The organism is Phocaeicola abscessus CCUG 55929 (assembly GCF_000312445.1).
In the GTDB taxonomy this organism is placed as follows: domain Bacteria; phylum Bacteroidota; class Bacteroidia; order Bacteroidales; family Bacteroidaceae; genus Phocaeicola; species Phocaeicola abscessus.
The window spans coordinates 344,084-362,912 of sequence record NZ_HE997182.1 but is presented as its reverse complement, the minus strand read 5'-3'; the positions used below and the strand labels follow the sequence as shown (position 1 = coordinate 362,912).

The window sequence follows — 18,829 nt, the reverse complement described above, 5'->3', positions numbered from 1 at the left end:
GCACCATAAAAACGCTTGTAAAAGACTATATTTCAATTATTTCAAAGACCAATTCCCAATTTTAACGGGACAGTAGTGAATTTATATTATTTACAATATCATTATATCACTTTTGTTCAGCGTCTTTTACCAATCTAAAGCCGGTTGTACCATTACGTTCGTAGGATTGAGAAAGCCGGAACAATTGCTGGCGATAAGTTAATGGTTTGGCACCTCCCTGAACATACCACCAACTTGAGTTGGCCTTGTAGTAAGCTGAACCTTTGAGCATGATATACGAACGTATACCAGAGTGATACCAGTCATTAGTCATTTGCCATATACTTCCCACCAAGTCTTCTAATCCCAATGGATTGGCCCCTTGTGGATAGCTACCTACGGCGTCTAGTATACCGTTACCAGTATTGCATTTGGTAGAATCTATTTTTGTACCCCATGGATAAATCTGCTTTGGATCACCTGCTTGAGCTGCATACTGCCATTCCTTTTCTGTAGGTAAACGTTTTCCAACCCATTTGGCATAGGCCTTGGCGTCCTCGTATGATACGAACACTACCGGATGGTTCTCTTCTCCTTTCACAGGAGCACCATCTCTCCAATGTTTCAAGAAGTTTTCTTTCATTTTAGGCTGGTATTGGGTAGCTTGTATGAACTTGTAGAAATCGCTGTTTGTTACAGGGTATTTGTCCATGTAAATGTCTTTTACTGTTACAATAGTGGCCGTGTCCTGAACAGGATAGTTGCATAGCCAGTCGTAATATTGACTTACGTGAAATATGAAGTCTCCTCCCTTTACGTATACCATACCTTCGGGACACTGACTTACGGGGATGGTATGCTCTTCTTTTGAATAGATACGTGGATGGTTGTATGGCATGTATAGATTGGTGCTGTCAATAACGGTTCCATATTGTTTTACCATTACTACAAAGTCTCCCTCATACCATCCAAAATTGTCAATGAGTTTGACGGACTGTTTACTACTGGCCGGTAATTGTAACTTCGGGTGATTGCGCATATCTTGAGGATAGATTATAATAGTATCTCCTCGGAATGCTTTCACATTCAGTAAATCTTTGTCAAGCATCATAGATGCTTCCATAATGTCTGACTTGTACTCACCGGCCTCATTGCTCTTGTGATAGATAACTTTATGTACTGGAGAGTTGGATACAGATGCTTGTCCGGTTACAATTCTCTCGTCAGCCAGCATATTCCCATCGAAAAGCTGTATTACAAGATCCCCTTCATATTGGTTCGCTCTGAGTTTCTTGAGGCTTATGGCATGTTGTGTTCCACTGGCTTCGTATACTGGCTGTTTATCGTAAGATGGAGATCCTTGCCAGATTTTTAGAGTTCCTTCGGTATCTGAGGTTATGTCAAGCTCATGATTATTTTCTGTAATGGTGAGTAATTCTGGGAAGCGTGCAAAGGTACCTACAGCTGCTTCAGCATCTGTTCCCAAATATTCAGCTGGAAAGCCTTCTATGTCGGCTACAACTAGGTATTTAGATCCTATCTGCCTGATAGTAGCTTCTCTATGATTCCATAAATCTACATAATGGAAACCATTCCCTGGATTGGCTTCGAAAAGAACTCCTCTATACCCTTCTGGGCGGAGAGAATAGATAGTGTAGACTATTTTGTTGTTTAGTGGCCATTCGTTAACCCAAATGCTGTCTATCGCAGTAGGTAATAGAGGATTCCAGTCTGCCGTCTGGAAGTTGTCACTATTTTCACGTAGAATCCTTACAGTATTTCCTGTAAATCGGTACATATCTTGCACCCAGTCCAATTCTGGTGATACGAAAAGCTGAAATTCTACACCATGTCCGTTAAAAAAAGAAAGGGCAGAATCACGACGGTGGCTCTTACCCTGAACCGTTGCCTGACGATATACTTTAAATTCGGGTTTGATCATGCGGGTAAGATTCAGAAAAGGAGCCATTGACAATGCTTCATGTGTACGTCCGATGAGACAATATTCCATATTGGCAGGAGTAGCCATTCCTTCTGGGAATATGGTGGTTCCGTTGTTGTATTTATCCAACTCTTTCTGATAACGGAGGCCGGCTTCGCTCCTGGTGTCGAACATAAAACCTGAATATCCGCATTGTGCACATATTTTAGATACTTCCTGCATGGGGTTCTCATATTTGTTTGATTCCCATAGTGGGGCAGTAGCTGATGGAATATCCCAAGGATTGAAGTGCGTAAAGATGGATGTGCCTTTTTCCTTGTAGTGGTTTGCTATTTCCTTTTGTTTGTCTAGCCCCCCAGGAAGTGCGCGTGTCATATCAAATTGATTACGTTGGTCCAAACCAAGTACCGGCCATCCACACCAAACCATGTAATGGTCGTTTCCACCGAAGTATTTCTCGGAAAGGTCATGGAATTTGTCGAGGACATATTCTTCTTTTTCTGTATCATACACATAACTGTTCCAAAATTGGGTGAAATGTCCCACATAGTTATGGCGTACCCATTCTAGATCTTCTCGTTTGTACAGTGTATTGTCGAATTTCTTGTCTGAAGGTAGGTCGTATAGTTTACGTTCGTAGAACATTAGTCTTACACCATCCTGCCATCGTCCTATGTAGGAATCCATATACAACTTATAGACTAGTCTTCCTTGTGGATAGACAGTTGTTTCGAAACGGCCAGCTTTGATATGTGATGATAGAGTACGGTCTCTTCGTGCAATGGCTGCAATGCTGCTGCCATTGTCTACATTGATTATACCCATCCCTAATTCCCATAAATTATCTGGCAGAGTTACGTTTACTGGTGCATAGCCTGGACGAAAAATATAACTTCTGGACAGAGGCTGCCCTTTTTCTCCTGCTGTGAGATATACATGTTTGTCTGATTCCCCAAAAGGTACAATATTACCAATTTTCAAGGTGTCTTTGGAAGTGTTCTGTAATGTTACGTTCAGAGTGAACCCTCCTTCTTGTAAGGATTCTGGTTTGGAAAAAGATATATTAACTTTTCCATCAACTAATGTCTCGTTGTCTGAAATCCTTTTCCCGTCTAGAGATGTCTTCAGTGTTTTATTCAAACGGAACGAAATAAGAGGTAAAGGATAGCCAGGTTGTTGGAGTCCATTAAAATAGTCAATTTTTATACCTTTCTGCTCTGATGAACTTATATCAATACGAGTTAAGCTCTGTGCTTGTATTAGCGAAATACATATGGTTAGTAGCACTAATGTGGCTATATACTTTATCTTTTTCATATCGTGATATTAGTTATTAAAGAAATCTTTTTCTATTTCAATGGGTTGTCCCCAGGCTGTATAACATTTGTCATTGGCTTGACATGTAACTTTTACGCGAATGTATTTGTCAGATTTTTGACCAGTATACATTGCCTGAAGTCCTGTTGTTTCGTATAGAACAATACCGTTGTAACCAATGAATTGAATTTTGAATGTCAATGTTTCTTTAGGGACATGTATTTCACATGCAGTTTTATTAGGATCCACAGTAACTAACAGACTTTTTTCTTCTTTATTATAGATATATTCAGACAAAATTACTCCTGTTGTTGTATAAAACTCGCCACGACGAATACCTTGTATGATATTGTCTGCACTCAGATCCTTAGCATTTACCATAATCCAACCCCTACCAGGATTTGCTTTGTCTTTACCGAATTTTTGGAAATGGTGTGCATCGTCTGAGGCTATGCCATATATAAGGTGCTTGTGGGTCAATACAGAATCCCATTTGACTTCAACTGGCGCGTGCTTCTCGTTCCCGTCGTTGTAAACATCAGGGTGTCCATTGTAAATTTCCATGTGTTTTAATTTCTTTATCGGAATTATATCTTTGGCATAGACTCCAGATTGAAAGTTTGGATGATTGAGTATAGGTAAGCCTCCTTTCCTTAATATCTGGGTGGCGTGGAATTCTACTATATCAGCTGTTGTTTGAGGTAATGGATCTAGTATAGATGTTTGCAACTCGTTGTTTTTTATTTTATTTTTATAACCGGCTACATATGGAATGTAACACTTTGTATTTAATGCACTGGAATGTATGGCACGTATGTCGCTCACTTCATTTCCGGGAATGGTTATGAAGTGGTTATAATAATTTTCATATATACTGTCTGGTTGTAGAGGATAGTTATGATCTGTTACAAATAAAAAATTGTAGTTGTTAGACTGATACCATTCTATAGCCTCTAGAGCAGAAGTATCACCGTCAGAGTATGTACTATGGGTATGTGTGTTACCTTTGTACCATTTGGCTGTTTGCGGCATCTGTTCTAATTCAGTTACGACAGGTTTAATGGCTTCTTCTAGTCTGGAAGGAGATTGCATTGCATTTTCAGGAGCTATGTACCAGTAGGTAACTGGAGCAAAGTTGATGACAGCATTTACCCAATGCCACATTTCCATATCAAATTTAATAGATTTCTTAAATGGGATGGCATCAAGACTGCGGAAACGTAGATTTACGGTATATCCTGGGTGAAAATTTCCACTGCCATCTGGTTGGGCAATAAATGGATGATTTGAAAATCGTTCTGGACGACACCAGGCATATCCGTAATAATCTTCAGTACCTGTCCCAATATGTGATGGAAATTTTTCGCCGTCTACGTATACTTTTTCATCTCCTTCCCCCCACCATGCATCCCGGGTATTGAATAGGGTAATTCCGTCTCCCACGTAACCCCCTTTTCCTTGAAGAGTCACATAATTTATATCGAAAGGATAGCCGTCTCCTTCATTGTTTTTAAATTCTCCAGTGGATAGATTTGTGTATTGACGCCATGAAGAACCGAAATACATTGTATTTTTGTCCCAATTATATGGAGCTGTAATTATTTCACTGTTTGTAATATTGACGATATAATTGCTCCTATTTTCAAGTGATAAAATACACTCGCTTTTATAAGGCATAATCCAGTAACAAGATAAATTTCCTTCAGCATCGACATGTGTATACCATGTATTGGAAGGACGTACTTGATAACCGGTTCCAAAAAAATCTCCTATAGGACATTCTACTGTTTTGTAGCCGTCGAAACTTATGGATAGAATTGTACTTCTAAGAGCTTGCTCTTTGTTTGTTCCGTTAATTTTAAAACTTATTTTACGGATGGCGCTGTTATTCCCTTTAATTTTCTTAGATATAGTTTGCTTAGGAGCGAGTGTTGCCTTTAGTGCTGTTTTGTTGGTATTATTAGGGAAAATTACTGTGCGTTGTTGTAGTTTTTTTTGAACATTGGCCAATATTGACTGGCACTTCTGCAACTCATATTTTGAGAAGGAATTTATTTTGGTTCCATTTTCGTAGGTTCTGTAGTTTATGTTATAGTATACGGCTTCTTCGCCGGTCTTTGCTCCGAAATCTTTAATATTACTACTTTCATAAGTTACTTTACACCTTTTCTTGTAAGGGATAGGGAAGTATAGATTATGTCCTCGCATAGCGTAGGATGTTAAATCGGAAACTGATGTAGATAGAGGAGCACCAACTAACTGCCCACCGCTAAGTACATCTAATGCGCTACCTTCAATTGCTGGTTTTACGTTATTATCTATGTAAATACGCAATATTCCTTTACCGCAATCGGGATCGGCAAAAGTCATCCAAAATCGCACTATTGCTCCTGGTCCTTCGGTGTCCATCATCACATATTCTTTTCGACCTTATATGTTATCTATACGAATAAACATGGAACGGTCCCAGTTTGCGAACCAACTTTTTTCGCTAGGATCAACAGTTGCACGGTCGTAGCTGCTGAACTGTTTGTTTACATAAAAAGGTTCTGGATATTGTGGAAGCTTGTCTCTGTTTATTATTTCTTGTAAAAGTGATTCAATAGAAATAACCTGATTGTTTCCATTTGATGGAATAAGTAGCCATGTAAGATAGATAAATGTCAAAAAGAAATGTTTCATGGTATTTGATTGTTTTAATTTTTAATACAAAAATACACCGTAAAGAAAATATGATTTTATAATAGAGTATCATAAAATGATAAAATCAACTCATTTTGTTACCTAATGGTGGAGAATAATATGAGTTTAAGTTTGATTTTTTAGTTAAAGCATTACCTTTGAATAAAAAAGATACAAAAGATATGCATAGGCTTTTTATTTTATTATTAATTTTTATATATGGGGGGGGGCCTATTTTTGCGGCACAGTCAAGTTTTTATTTTAAGACTTTGGGAGTAGAAGATGGTTTATCTCAAAATATGATTTATGCCATTCTACAAGATAGACAAGGTTTTATGTGGTTTGGGACACAAGATGGATTAAACCGGTATGATGGTAATTCGTTTAGAGTATATAAAAAAGACTTATTTAGTGAATATAGTCTTAAAAGTGATGCTATTTTTTCATTGGCGGAGGGGAATGATAGTCTTTTATGGATTGGAACGGATAATGGTGTTGCTATTTATGATCCTGTTCTAGAAAAATTTACCCAATTGGATTTTGGAGAAGAAGGCAGAATGGGCATTGTTCGTTCAATTGTGAAAGATAGAAAAGGAAATATGTGGATGTCATTATCAGATGAAGGTATTGTTTGTGTTACTTTAGATAAAAAACAGATTTTTTATTCGTTGGATAAATACCTGGGTCGTGGAAAAGGAATGATAAGACAGTTGTGCTTTGATGATAATGGATTCCTTTGGATAGCTACTTACAGGCAGGGAGTTCTTAGATTAGAGCCTTCTACTGGTAATGTAAAACAGTTTATTATTGATAAAACAGAGGATAATGTTTCTGGTAATGATGTGAACTGTATGTTATTATTAGATTCAAATTTATTGCTGTTAGGTACTGTTAAGCATGGTGTCGTGGCTATGCTTTTGCATGAGGAGACTCTATCTGCTTTTCTTCCTAAAGATGATAAAGGTCATTCTTTATTCGTGCGTTACATGTATACTGATAAAAAAAATAGTATATGGCTTGGGACAGAAACCGGTATGTATATATACTCATTAAGTGATCAAAGCTTGATTCATCTGCAACATGAGTTTAACGATCCTTATTCAATACCAGATAATGCTATTCATTCAATATATCAAGATAGGGAAGGAGGTATGTGGATTGGTACCTTTTTTGGTGGAGTGTGTTATTTTGCAGAATCATATTCACATTTTGAAAAATATTATCCAATGATAGGAAAAGAAAATTCATTGGGTGGGAAAAGTATTAGTGAACTCTGCGAGGATAGTGATAACAATATATGGATTGCGACAGAAGATGGGGGCTTGAATTGTTTTAATCCTTTGCAGAAAAAGTTTACTAAGGACTTTATACCAGCTAACAATGTTCATGCCTTATGTTTTGATAATCAAAATGGAAAACTGTGGATTGGAACTTTCTCTAAAGGATTGTACACATTTGAACCTAAAACTGGTAAAATGAAGAACTATCGGAGTACTTCTTTGAAAAATAGCTTGAATAATGATAATATTTATGCTATCTATAAGGATAGTAAGGCAAATATGTGGATTGGCACTGTGAATGGTCTGTTTCAATACATCCCATCAATGGATGGATTTGAACAGATCCAGGATAAGAATATTAATTCTCAAGTTAACGATATCATAGAAGATACAGACGGGATGTTATGGTTTGCAACATTAGGACAGGGTGTGTTTAGATATGATAAGGATCATAACTTGTGGCAACATTTCCCGATTGTTGTTGAGAGTGAGACAATCCGCGGACGGATGATTGTTTGTTTACTGGAAGATAAAGAACATCGAATATGGATGGGGACAGAAGGTGCAGGACTTGTATGTTATGATAAATCAAGGAATATTTTCACTAAATATTATAGTGAAAAAAATGGGTTGCCTAATGGAGTTGTTTACAAAATACTGGAGGATATGAACGGTTGTATATGGGGGGCTACCAATAAAGGTCTCTTTTGTTTGGATCCGTCAACAGATAAAATTAGGTCTTATACGCACTTTGATGGTTTATTGGGTGATCAGTTCAATTATAAATCAGGTCTCTTAAGTAGTACTGGAAAAATTTATTTTGGAGGTGTGAAAGGACTTGTTTCATTTTACCCCAACAATTTACTTCCTTCGCATGAACCTCCTCATTTGGTTTTCAATAGCTTTCAGTTGAATAATATAGAGGTACCTGTTGCAGAAGAAGGTGTTCTGAAACAGTCTATTGCATATACATCCCAATTACGTATTCCTTATAATCAGTCTGTGTTCAGTATAGGATTTGCAGCTTTGAACTATGCGCCTCAGCCTGACACACAATATGCTTATAAACTGGATGGATGGGACAAAGACTGGATTGATGCACCTCAGTCATATAGCGTAATGTATTCTAATTTGCTACCTGGGCAATATACTTTCTATGTGAGAGCGATAAATACAGAGAGTTCTTGGAAAGAATGTATGTCTACCATAAAGATTGTTGTTTTACCTCCTTTCTATTTGAGCGTATGGGCTTATATATTATATTGTATATTGGGTGTTTTAATATTGTATGCAATAGTTAAGGAGTATACAAACCGTATGCAGCAGAAAAATCGTAAAGCAATTGAATTATTGGAACGAAAAAAGGAAACAGAGCTTTATGATGCAAAGATTAGTTTTTTTACTAATGTGACTCATGAAATACGTACTCCTTTAAGTTTGATAAAAGCACCTTTAGATGAGGTGATGAAAAACATTGATGAAACTGATGGATGCTATGAGAATCTTACTATAATTCAGCGGAATACCAATCGCTTGCTTAAGTTGGTTAATGAACTTCTAGATTTCAGAAAAACAGAGTCTAAGGGATTGCAATTGAATTTTGTTCATGCTAATATTACTGAGATTGTGAGGGATACTGTAAAAAGATTTGCTCCTGCAGTAAATGTGCAGAATATCATTTTCAAAGAATGTTACCCGACCGATGGAGTTATTGCTGATGTAGACGTAGAGGTCTTCACAAAGATAATGAGTAATATCTTTAATAATGCACTGAAACATGCTGCTACTTTTATCAATGTACTTTTAGAAGAACAGGATGATACGTTTACATTAAGAGTTACGAACGATGGAGATAAGATACCCAAGGAATTGGCTGAGCAGGTCTTTGTTCCGTTCTTTAAGTTGGACGAAGGTTCATTAGGTACTGGTATTGGACTTTCTTTTGCAAGAACTCTGGTAGAGACACATCATGGGACTATTTTTATCGATACGGAAATGTATGATGTTACTTTTGTAATAATATTGCCTCGTAAACAGAAGAATGTATTGGTTTTGCTCGATGAAGAACAGCTGGATGAAACAGGGCCTGAATCTCATTCGGATATGGATTTGGAGGATGAGAGAAGCAAGAGAGTTATTTTATCTGTTGAAGATAATGAGGAATTCCAGTCATTCCTGGCTCGTCAGCTTGAACGTAAATATCGTGTAATTAATGTAGGAAATGGACAAGAAGCATTGGATGTGCTGGCAAAAAATACTGTAGATTTGATTATTAGTGATGTGATGATGCCTGTTATGGATGGAATGTCTTTGTGTAAAAGTGTGAAAGAAGACTTGCGGTATAGTCATATACCAGTTATTCTGCTGACTGCTAAGACTGGCTTACAGGTGCAACTGGATGGATTGAAAATTGGAGCAGATGAATATATTGCAAAGCCTTATTCAGTTGATTATCTGTATGCCCGTATTGAGAATCTGTTAATTAACAGAAAGAAGATTCAGGATGCTTATAAGAAATCACCAGAAACTAAAATAGAGGTGATTGCACATTCTAAGGCAGATGAAGAATTTCTGAATAAGCTTGTAGAGATCATTCATTCCAGATTGGATGAGGTTGATCTTGATGTAGATTCTTTGGCTGTAATGATGAATATGAGCCGTGCTACTTTGTATAGAAAATTAAAGAATGTTTCTGAATTGACTCCTAATGATTTTATACGTTTGATTCGCCTTAAAAAAGCAGCAGAGCTTTTGAGAGAAAAGGAATATCGGATTAATGAGATAGCTTTTATTGTAGGTTTTAGTTCATCTTCGTATTTTTCTAAGTGCTTTTACAAACAATTTGGAGTTTTGCCTAAGGATTTTGAACGTGAAGGTTAGAAATCATGGTTTTCTGATGCAGTTGTATCTTTTTATATTGCTGTCCGATAAAAGTTTTTTGTAATTAAAATAAAGGGCTGAATTCAACACGATTTCAGCCCTAATTGTGTAATTTTATTCTACCACAAAAAAAATCATCACAATATGGGCAAAAGTACACATTTTAGCGGGCAAATGCAAGAAAAAGGTTGATTTATGTAGATTGATGGTAAGTGGTTGAGAATGTGTGAGAAATACGGATTATTGCCGTGTGCTGCTTTGATGGTGAAAGTGCAGAAAATGTGGATTTGTGCAGAAGATACGTTACCAAATCGTTAGCCAAATGTGTGTGAATAAAATGAGGTAACGATAAGCAGTTTGTACAGTGGTGTCGATTTTTGATATTATGGTGTTTATGCACTGACTCACAACATTTTGCATAACCGAAAACGCTTCAAAAACGGGTAACTTTGCCCACAAAAACAGAAGCGTATGCAAAAAGAGAAAATGAAGGTTTTGCTCTACCTCAAAAAGAGCGGTTTGGACAAGTCGGGGCAGGCTCCGATTATGGGACGGATAACCTACAATCGCACGATGGCTCAATTCAGCAGTAAGTTTTCGTGTAATCCCAAGTTGTGGAATGTGCGAGAGAGCCGTTTGAATGGCAAGAGCCGTGAAGCAGTGGCAACCAATGCGAAGTTGGAACAACTGCTGCTCTCTGTACAACGAGCGTACCAAACGCTTTGCGATAGAGGTATAGAGTTCTCTGCAAAAGACATCAAGGAACAGTTTCAGGGTTCAATGCAGAACCGCACTACGTTCTTGCAACGCTACGACCAAATGGTGGAAGACGAGAAGCAATTGGTTGGTGTGGAAATTACGGCACGTTGGCACTCAATGTATTATATGCTCCGAAAGCATCTGCAAGTCTTTATTCTGGAGCAATACCATACCGTCGACATTACCTTTGGGCAACTAACCGAGGATTTCTTGAACGGCTTGCATCAATACAGCGTGGGGAAACATGGTCATTCACAGAGTTATTACCGCAAGATGGCTTTGGCGGTCAAGAAAGTATGCCGTTTGGCTTTTCGCGAGGGTATCATAGACCGTCCTCTCTTTGACCTTGTCAAGATAGACAGAGGAGAGAGTAAACTGCCCAGAGCTTTAGACAAGGCTTCTTTGGACAGGATAAGGCAAGTCCGATTAGAAGAGGAGAAAACAGAACTGACACTTGCCCGTAACCTTTTCCTGTTCACCTTGCTACACAGGCACAGCCTTTTGCGATATGATGAATCTGCGCAAGGAACATCTTGTGCAGGATGATGCAGGGGCTATGTGGCTTAAATTCAGAAGACAAAAGACTAATACCCTTTGTCGGGTAAAACTTCTACCCCAAGCCGTTACTCTGCTTGATACATACCATTCGGATGAACGGGACACGCTTTTGCCGACTATCAGTTACGAAACCTATCGTTTCCTCCTGAAAGCCCTACAACTGAGAGCAGGGATTGCCATTCCCTTGACCGCACACATGGCAAAGCATAGGCAATTCTATAAATGTCAAATAATCAACTGATTATATTGTTTATCAATAAAGGGAGGTAACGATAAGGAAACCAGCGAGCTTCTATACTCTACCTTGTTTTGCCATTTCAAAGAACCACTTTGTTTGTTGCAAAGATAAGAGTATATCGTGAGAAAAAAGAATTTTCTCTGAGTTATTTTCGTAAAGCTGTCCATTGGGGCTGCTTTTTGTTTTCCGGGTATTCTATTCTTATGATAAATGTAGTCTCCGAAGGCTGCGTTTTCTGTTTTCGCCCTGCTTCTCTGTCTGCAAATCCTCTACTTATGCCCATATATCATGTCGGGATCGGTTGTTCGTTGTCAGCGGCAAAGGTAGTTCTGGGCTTTTACGGACAAAAAAGGTCGAGGCGGCAAGCCGTTTAGACGACAATCTCCACACTTCCATTTCATTGCAGGTAGTATTCTCGCCGTAAAACCTTGTTTGTCCTAAGCCCTACCTTTTTACGCCACTGAAACGAAAACGACCGACCCGACGGAAAGACGCAAAAAAAGGTCGGATATGCGAGAAGCAGGTAAAAAGAAAATGGAAACTCAACTCCCTCTCCTCTGGAATCCGCATAAAATCAGACAAGATGATTTATTCTGAAGTAAGGACGGGACAGATAACCGTTCAAGAAGAGCTGACGGAGTAAAGCGGTCGGCAGATTTGCCGACCGCTCCTTTCTTTCGTGAGCTTCGGGCGGACAAAGAAAGGAGCAAAGAAACCCCAATGAAAAACACCTCGTTACTTTTGACGGTGAGTTGAGACGGCTCAAAAGTAACAAAAAGCCATTATCCCGTATCTTTTGCCTATTGAAAATGTCTATATGCTTTTTGCAATCTTCTTCAATAGAGATTTTATAATAACGATATGGAACGGACGAATAAAGAAAAAATAAATTCTTCCTAATGCATTGTGATACTTTACTACCGTTGTTATCCGAAGTTCTTGCCTGCCATTGAAATATTTGCCGCATAGCAAAGAGGTGTGGAAAGTGAGATGTTTGTCTGCTTTACCGAAAACTATCTCATTCGTCTTTTTCTCGCATATCATATCGCAGAAGCCACTATCGGTATCAAGTTTTAGTGGTCTTACCAAACATTTTCTTAATCGGTACAATATCTTTACCCAATGCGAAGGTTGGTTAAATGCCATATCGAAAAACTGTTCTGCCGTTACCGGTTCTTGGCATGAAACGATTTTTACGTAGGAGTCAGTATAATCATATGGAATGTACTTAGAGATAAGACTGTTGGGCAGTAGTTTCATTTTAATTGATTCATCACAAGGAAGTTTTTGATAAAATTCCAACCAATGTCCGTCAGGGTCTTCAAAGGTCAGCAACTTGCCGTAAGGTTCTGTTTTTATTTCTCCGATTGTCTTTACTCCTTTATTCTTTAATTCCTCATATACAAGTTCTATGTCGTCGGTTTCAAACATAATCCTTGTTTTGCTGGCAATCACATCACCTTTATGTGCTGGTCTTTGAAGAATGGCGAATGAAGTTTCCCCGAAATTGAATTCAATCCAATCTCCATTTGTCAGTTTGACCTCAAAGCCCATGTCCTGATAAAATTGCTTTGACTTCTGCAAATCACTTACATAAATCCAGCATGCGTATATCTTTCTCGGCTTCATTCTTTTGATATTATTGATGTTTGATTTTCAGCAGACCAAAAAACGGGGTTATTTCTTGAACCTCCGCAAGTTTCAAATGGGATTTCTTTAGTGTTGCTTTCAAATCTTCGATGGAGTGGAACCAATATTCGGGAGGAGTGTTCTCTTTCATGTCCTGCCAAGTATAGATATGTCCCTCTTGCAGGTATGGTTTGATATGATTTTCATACATTTCTTTCGGGGTGGTATGTTCCAACAGATAGCGATAGACTTCATTGAACTTTTCGGGAGATGCGTCCGGATTGAACAAGATGATTTCATCTGCCATTATCATTTCGCCATCTGCTTTCAGCACCTGCTTCACGGCTTCAAACAGTCTTTCCTGCGCATTCCATTCCACTTGATGCAGAACGAGCGAGGAAATGATTAAATCCACGCTTTCCGCCGACAGTTCTAAATTTTGAATGTTACCACACTGAAACGAAACATTATCATAGTGCTCATAAGCATCCTTTGCCTGTGCAATATTCTCTTGGCTCGTATCTATTCCGAGAGCGGACAGAAAATTAGGAACGAATGGTTGCAGGGATTTTCCCCAGCCACAACCCAAATCCAACACTTTGTCCCCATTCTTGACACTCGCAAATTCAAACATCCGTTCGCCCAATGCTTGCGTGGACTCAAACGTGTCTCTGCCGTCAGGACTAATTGTTCTTTTGATATATACGGATAAGTTCTTCTCCCAATTCTTTTCCATATGAAATTATTTGTTATCTCACAAATCCGTTTTTGTAGAAATCGTACCAAGCATCTATCTGTTCGGGACTGTTTGCTTCCAATAACAAAAGCATCTCACGAGTGAATTCCAAATGTCCTACACCGTTTGCCGTAACAATGTTCTTGTCACTGACAGCTTGTGCTTCCACATAATTCTTCGCATTAGTGTAACCGGTAGCACCCCATTTTTTGAGTTGGTCGAGACCGTTGCCCGTATGCTTTACGTTGTTCAGGAAACCGTGCGAACATAGAAACGAAGCTCCGTTACATATCGCTCCTACGATTTTCCCTTTATCCAAAGCCTCTTGAATCAATGGGACGACAAGTTTTGCTTCGGGGGAATCCCAACGGTTGCCGCCGATAAGTACCAAGGCTGCATAATCTTTCGGCATATTCTCGAAAGAATAATCGGGCAATGTTCTGAAACCTCCGATGGAACGGACGGCATCTGATGTCGGGGCAACGGTATGCACTTCATACTTGATTTCACCTCCCGGTATCACACCCACATGAAGAGCCATGGAGAGAAATGCCCCTTCCCAATCTGTGTATTCATTCAATAAGATAAATAAAACTTTCTGTTTCATTGATATATCTTTTTTACTTTAATAATTTCGTGACAAGTTTGTAAGTGAACAAAACTCGTGGATTGGATAAATCCCATTGCTGCATTTCCTGCCGGATCAATTCTGAATGTTTCTTGCTTATATCCCTTAAAGCGTTTCCAACAGATTTTCGAAGATATTCGCTTTCGTGTGTCTTGTGCTTAGCGATTAGAGCAATAGCCACCGATGGATTTTCCTTGAAGTATGGGCGACTTGTCCAAATCCTCAATCCCTCCGTTGCCGCACGGATAACATTTGGCTTATCGTCTGTTATCCATTCTTCAATGAGAGGCAAAGATACTTCATATCCTCTATGTTTGCAAATCTCATCAAAAGCCTTTGCAAGCATTTCCTGCACACGCCAATTTTCATCAATGCTTACTTGCTCTTTCAGAAAACAAAGTGCGTTATTATCTTCTGTTGCCAATTTGCCCAATATAGTTGTTGCCAACATTCGGGCTTGATAGGCTTCGTGCCTGAACAGTTCGAGTGAAAGTTCAAAACATAGTTCCTTTGAGTATGCCGAAAATATCTCATCAGCCCCGTCAAGGATATGCTGAAATCCGTGCTTTATTGGCAGTATCTTATTCAATATTTTATCAACTTCCATTGTTATGCATGTGATATAAATAAGTGTAATAGGACTAAAATTGCCCCAAAGGTTTTATACTCAACTTTTTGAGAGCATTTCAAAGATTATATAGGTGGTTATTTATATTTATCGCCACTTTCTTTGCAGTGACTTTCAACTATTTGAATCCAATTATCATACCAATACCATGTTTTTGCCACCTGAGTTCCAAACCCTTTTTGGGGATTTTTTGCATCCATTTCTTTCCAAAGCATCGTGTGTTGGTAAGAGTTGAATTTTGGATATCCATTTTCTTGCATTTTCTTACAAACATCACCTGGCAAATACTTTCTTTTTTCTCTTTCCTTCACCAAGATATATTCTTTATTTAAACCTTCTGCTTCTGGTGAATTGGCTGGAATAAATTCTATTACTTTATCTGCTTGTCCTTTTCTATTCACCGATTTAGGGACATATAAAACACGATATGAATACTTTATATCATTGTAGTCTTCATCGGAAAGATTATTATCAAAATCATTGATATATGCAGATATGTTTGAAGGCAAATCTGTAAATTCTCTCAATTGACTTGCATGTTCTTCTTTTATAGTAGAGAATTGTAAAGAAAAAGATAGGTACTGGTCAATCCCGTAATTGTCCCCAAAAAGTTTTTTTATATAAGTGTTATAGTTAAGGCAACATGCCTGAAATCTTGCACTCAAATATTCGTCAATCTTTGTTGTCATCTGATGCTCAACTTCATGTCGCAACCCGATTAAAAACATTAAATTAGATTTTGATACTTTATCAATAGGGCATGCGTCTTCATTAAGACAGCGTTCAAGTTCCCAAAATTTATGTGCTCCCTTTTTAGTTTTATCAAATCGTCTAATTCTTCCTATCTGCCTGAAGTACCTATATTCAATTTTATTTTCACGATAATATGCATGAAGTAGATACGTCCAAGCTATATTAGAGAGTACTATGAAACATTCTGATTTAAAATGGATATTTGGATTATTAAAGATTTGAACGGCGCAAAGCATGGCTTCTCTTGATTTTGTAAGAAGTTCTTCTTTCACAGACCAAAGTTTTCTACTTCTCTTTTTTGCCATAATTCAAAAGTACGCCTCCTTTGTTCTATCTCCCAAGGTCGGAGGTTTTTGCCCATGGAAGACACTTCTAATACTAATAACGCAAATGTAATCAATTTATTGCGAAAGGATGCCGAGTAATCAGAAAAAATATCGAGCAATTGAGATATTGCTCGGTATCTTTTTTCAATAAGTTCATTCTGTATGGCTACCAAATGACAAGGAAACACCTCTTGCAAAAGCTTTATCTTCGATAATTCTCCTTCAAAACCCGTTGTAGGTCAGACATACGATAGAGTAGCTTTCCTGCTATCTGTGTGTATGGTAGAATACCCTTGTCCCGATAGTCCTGTAAGGTGCGGGGAGAAAGGAAGAGCCTTTCGCAGACCTCTCGCCCTGTGAGATAAAGCTCACCCTCAAATAGAGGACGGTGTGTCTGTGCCGTTGTTCGCACACGCTTCGTTAGGTTTTTGATACCCGAGATGAGCTGTTTCATCTCGGGTGTTTCTTTGCTGATGGTTTCGTATTCCATAGTTCATTTTATTTATGAGGGTCTGACTTGGCGAGGAGTGTCTCTACGTCCTCACGTTTGTAATAGCATTTATGCCCGATTTGTATGAAGGGTAACACGGAGGTGTCCCGATAGTGCTGGAGCGTCCGCTTGCTGATGTTCAGTATTCGGCACACGTCTCCATTGTGCAGGAGATCGGGCAGTTCGGCAGGTAAGGTAAAATGCTCATTGAAGCAGTCGGTCAGCTCCACGATGCTCTCTTTCAGTTCCTCCCAAGCGGAGGTGTCAATAGCTGTAAATCTCATTTTTTCGTTGTTGTTTTATTTGCGTAATTATTGATTTCTGGCGCAAAAGTAAGCAGGAGTTTTCGACTTTTGAAAGGGTTGGGATAAGCAGGGAAAAAGAGGGATGTTGCAGGAAGTTCGTACCTCTAAACTTCCTTGTTTATTCCTTTTCAAATCTTCCTGCACCACCCGAAAAGTCATCTGGTTCTTTTGGATAGTGCGAAGCCCTGCGAACGGTTGCAGACCGCACAGTCTCCCATCGTGCAATCCGCACACTCATTTTGCCCCTTTTTCCTCCGTTTTAGGAGCGAAAAGGGGCTTTTTTATGGCTCATCCGACATTTGGAGTGATGGGGTTCTAAAAAGAAGAAAACCGCTGAACAAATTGTATATTTGAATTATCACCAACAAATGTACAATTATGAACAGCAGTTTTCTATATCATGCTTGGGGATTATATCACCACAAGTGCCTGCGTGAGGAATACAAAGGTAATACAATTATCTTACATATTGAAAGTAAACGAGCACCGAAATGCTGTCCTAAGTGCGGGTATCCCCATTTGGTCAAGAATGGTTTTCGCATTCGTGACTTTGTTGGCCTTCCGATTGGCGGCAAAAAAGTAATTCTGCGAATGAAAGTCCGCCGTTACAAATGTAAGTGTGCGGATTGTGACTATGATTGCCAGGAACGGATACCTTTTGCCATCGGCAGTCACAGTTACACTCGTCGCTTTGCAAGATATGTGGTTGACCTCTTGAAGGGGATGACACTCAAAGATGCAGCCCATCTCTTGGGTGTATCGTGGGACACAATCAAGGCGATTCACACTCATCATCTTGAATATCGTTATGCTCCGCCCTCCCTTAAGGGAGTCGATAGCATAGGCATAGACGAGTTTGCCGTCCGAAAAGGACATGTGTACAAAACGATCGTGGTTGACCTCAAGAGCGGTCGAATTCTCTACGTGGGTCAGGGCAAGGCAGCCGATGCTTTGGCTGGATTTTGGAAAAGAATCAGAAGAAAAAAGATCGACATCAGGTATATTGCCACTGACCTCTCTGCCGCTTTCATCTCTTCGGTACATGAAAACTGCCCGAATGCGGTGCATGTCTTCGACCATTTCCATGTGGTCAAACTGATGAATGAGAAGTTGGACGATATACGCAGGGTGCAATACAACATGGAAAAGGACATCAACAAGCGCAAGGTCTTGAAGGGGACGCGTTACCTGCTGCGCAATGGAGCTGACATCTTTGACAAGGAGTATCGAACAAGGCTTGATAATGCTTTGGATATGAACAAACCTCTCTCACAGGCATACTATCTCAAAGAGCAACTCAGAGAGATATGGACACAGCCCAATAAGCAAGCAGCAGAAAAGGTCATGCTCGATTGGGTAAAACAGGCGCGAGAGAGCAAAGTGCCACAGTTGATGAAAATGGCCGACACGATCATGGCTTACAGAACCGGTATTCTAGCATGGTATGACTGCCCCATATCGACAGGAAAAGTAGAGGGGATAAACAACAAGATAAAGGTCATGAAGAGAGTGGCTTATGGTTTTAGGGACGAAAGGTTCTTTGGGTTAAGGTTATATGCGCTACATGATTGCCGCATCACTCCAAATGTCGGATGAACCTTTTTTATTATGTCGTAACAGAGAAAAGTGATGTAGTCTGATGCAAGAACACCGCAACCTTTGGCTCTGCAAAAAAGGCTGCCTAACTTGGCTTTGGCAT

General features: G+C 39.1%; 12 protein-coding genes and 2 pseudogenes. 3 read left to right on the top strand and 11 right to left on the bottom strand.

The genetic code is table 11. From position 1 onward, the window contains the following. Positions 1–106 precede the first annotated feature (106 nt). From BN102_RS10480 to BN102_RS10470, 3 genes are read right to left on the bottom strand one after another with little or no spacing between them, the layout of a single operon-like run. On the bottom strand, positions 107–3,238 hold the full coding sequence (locus tag BN102_RS10480) for a formylglycine-generating enzyme family protein (protein ID WP_019207292.1): 3,132 nt from the start codon (positions 3,236–3,238) through the stop codon (positions 107–109). Positions 3,239–3,247: 9 nt separating this feature from the next. Continuing rightward, positions 3,248–5,650, bottom strand: a complete 2,403-nt coding sequence (locus BN102_RS10475; RefSeq protein ID WP_019207291.1) for a DUF2961 domain-containing protein — start codon at positions 5,648–5,650, stop codon at positions 3,248–3,250. An 18-nt stretch (positions 5,651–5,668) separates the two neighbouring features. After that, positions 5,669–5,920 (bottom strand): hypothetical protein, encoded by a 252-nt coding sequence (locus tag BN102_RS10470; protein ID WP_019207290.1) that lies wholly within the window; start codon positions 5,918–5,920, stop codon positions 5,669–5,671. Between the two features lie 158 nt (positions 5,921–6,078). Here BN102_RS10470 and BN102_RS01520 point away from each other — a divergent pair, with 158 nt between their 5' ends. Both BN102_RS01520 and BN102_RS01515 read left to right on the top strand, forming a co-directional pair. Then, a complete protein-coding gene (locus BN102_RS01520; protein ID WP_051007699.1) occupies positions 6,079–10,080 on the top strand; it encodes a hybrid sensor histidine kinase/response regulator transcription factor in 4,002 nt (1,333 codons plus the stop codon). Between the two features lie 471 nt (positions 10,081–10,551). After that, positions 10,552–11,385 (top strand): phage integrase SAM-like domain-containing protein, encoded by an 834-nt coding sequence (locus BN102_RS01515; RefSeq protein ID WP_425357559.1) that lies wholly within the window; start codon positions 10,552–10,554, stop codon positions 11,383–11,385. 1,063 nt (positions 11,386–12,448) lie between these two features. Here BN102_RS01515 and BN102_RS11240 read toward each other — a convergent pair. The 8 genes and pseudogenes from BN102_RS11240 to BN102_RS01475 all read right to left on the bottom strand — a co-directional run. Beyond that, positions 12,449–12,841 (bottom strand): annotated as a pseudogene (locus BN102_RS11240) (DUF2867 domain-containing protein); the annotation flags it as partial. A 72-nt stretch (positions 12,842–12,913) separates the two neighbouring features. After that, positions 12,914–13,264 (bottom strand): annotated as a pseudogene (locus BN102_RS11235) (VOC family protein); the annotation flags it as partial. A gap of 10 nt (positions 13,265–13,274) precedes the next feature. Beyond that, on the bottom strand, positions 13,275–14,000 hold the full coding sequence (locus BN102_RS01500; protein WP_019207285.1) for a class I SAM-dependent methyltransferase: 726 nt from the start codon (positions 13,998–14,000) through the stop codon (positions 13,275–13,277). A 13-nt stretch (positions 14,001–14,013) separates the two neighbouring features. Then, entirely contained in the window at positions 14,014–14,607 is a 594-nt protein-coding gene (locus BN102_RS01495) for a type 1 glutamine amidotransferase family protein (protein WP_019207284.1), read from the bottom strand. A gap of 13 nt (positions 14,608–14,620) precedes the next feature. Then, on the bottom strand, positions 14,621–15,235 hold the full coding sequence (locus tag BN102_RS01490) for a DNA alkylation repair protein (protein ID WP_019207283.1): 615 nt from the start codon (positions 15,233–15,235) through the stop codon (positions 14,621–14,623). Between the two features lie 98 nt (positions 15,236–15,333). Then, the gene (locus tag BN102_RS01485; protein ID WP_019207282.1) at positions 15,334–16,314 is read right to left on the bottom strand and encodes a DUF3644 domain-containing protein; all 981 of its coding nucleotides are present in this window, start codon (positions 16,312–16,314) and stop codon (positions 15,334–15,336) included. A gap of 223 nt (positions 16,315–16,537) precedes the next feature. Continuing rightward, positions 16,538–16,825: a helix-turn-helix domain-containing protein gene (locus BN102_RS01480; RefSeq protein ID WP_019207281.1), complete on the bottom strand. Its 288-nt coding sequence runs from the start codon at positions 16,823–16,825 to the stop codon at positions 16,538–16,540. Between the two features lie 8 nt (positions 16,826–16,833). Next, positions 16,834–17,109, bottom strand: a complete 276-nt coding sequence (locus BN102_RS01475) for a helix-turn-helix domain-containing protein (protein WP_019207280.1) — start codon at positions 17,107–17,109, stop codon at positions 16,834–16,836. 399 nt (positions 17,110–17,508) lie between these two features. Here BN102_RS01475 and BN102_RS01470 point away from each other — a divergent pair, with 399 nt between their 5' ends. Next, positions 17,509–18,726 carry an ISL3 family transposase gene (locus BN102_RS01470; RefSeq protein WP_036786916.1) on the top strand — a complete coding sequence of 406 codons (1,218 nt, stop codon included), beginning with the start codon at positions 17,509–17,511 and terminating at the stop codon, positions 18,724–18,726. The last annotated feature ends 103 nt before the right edge of the window (positions 18,727–18,829 follow it).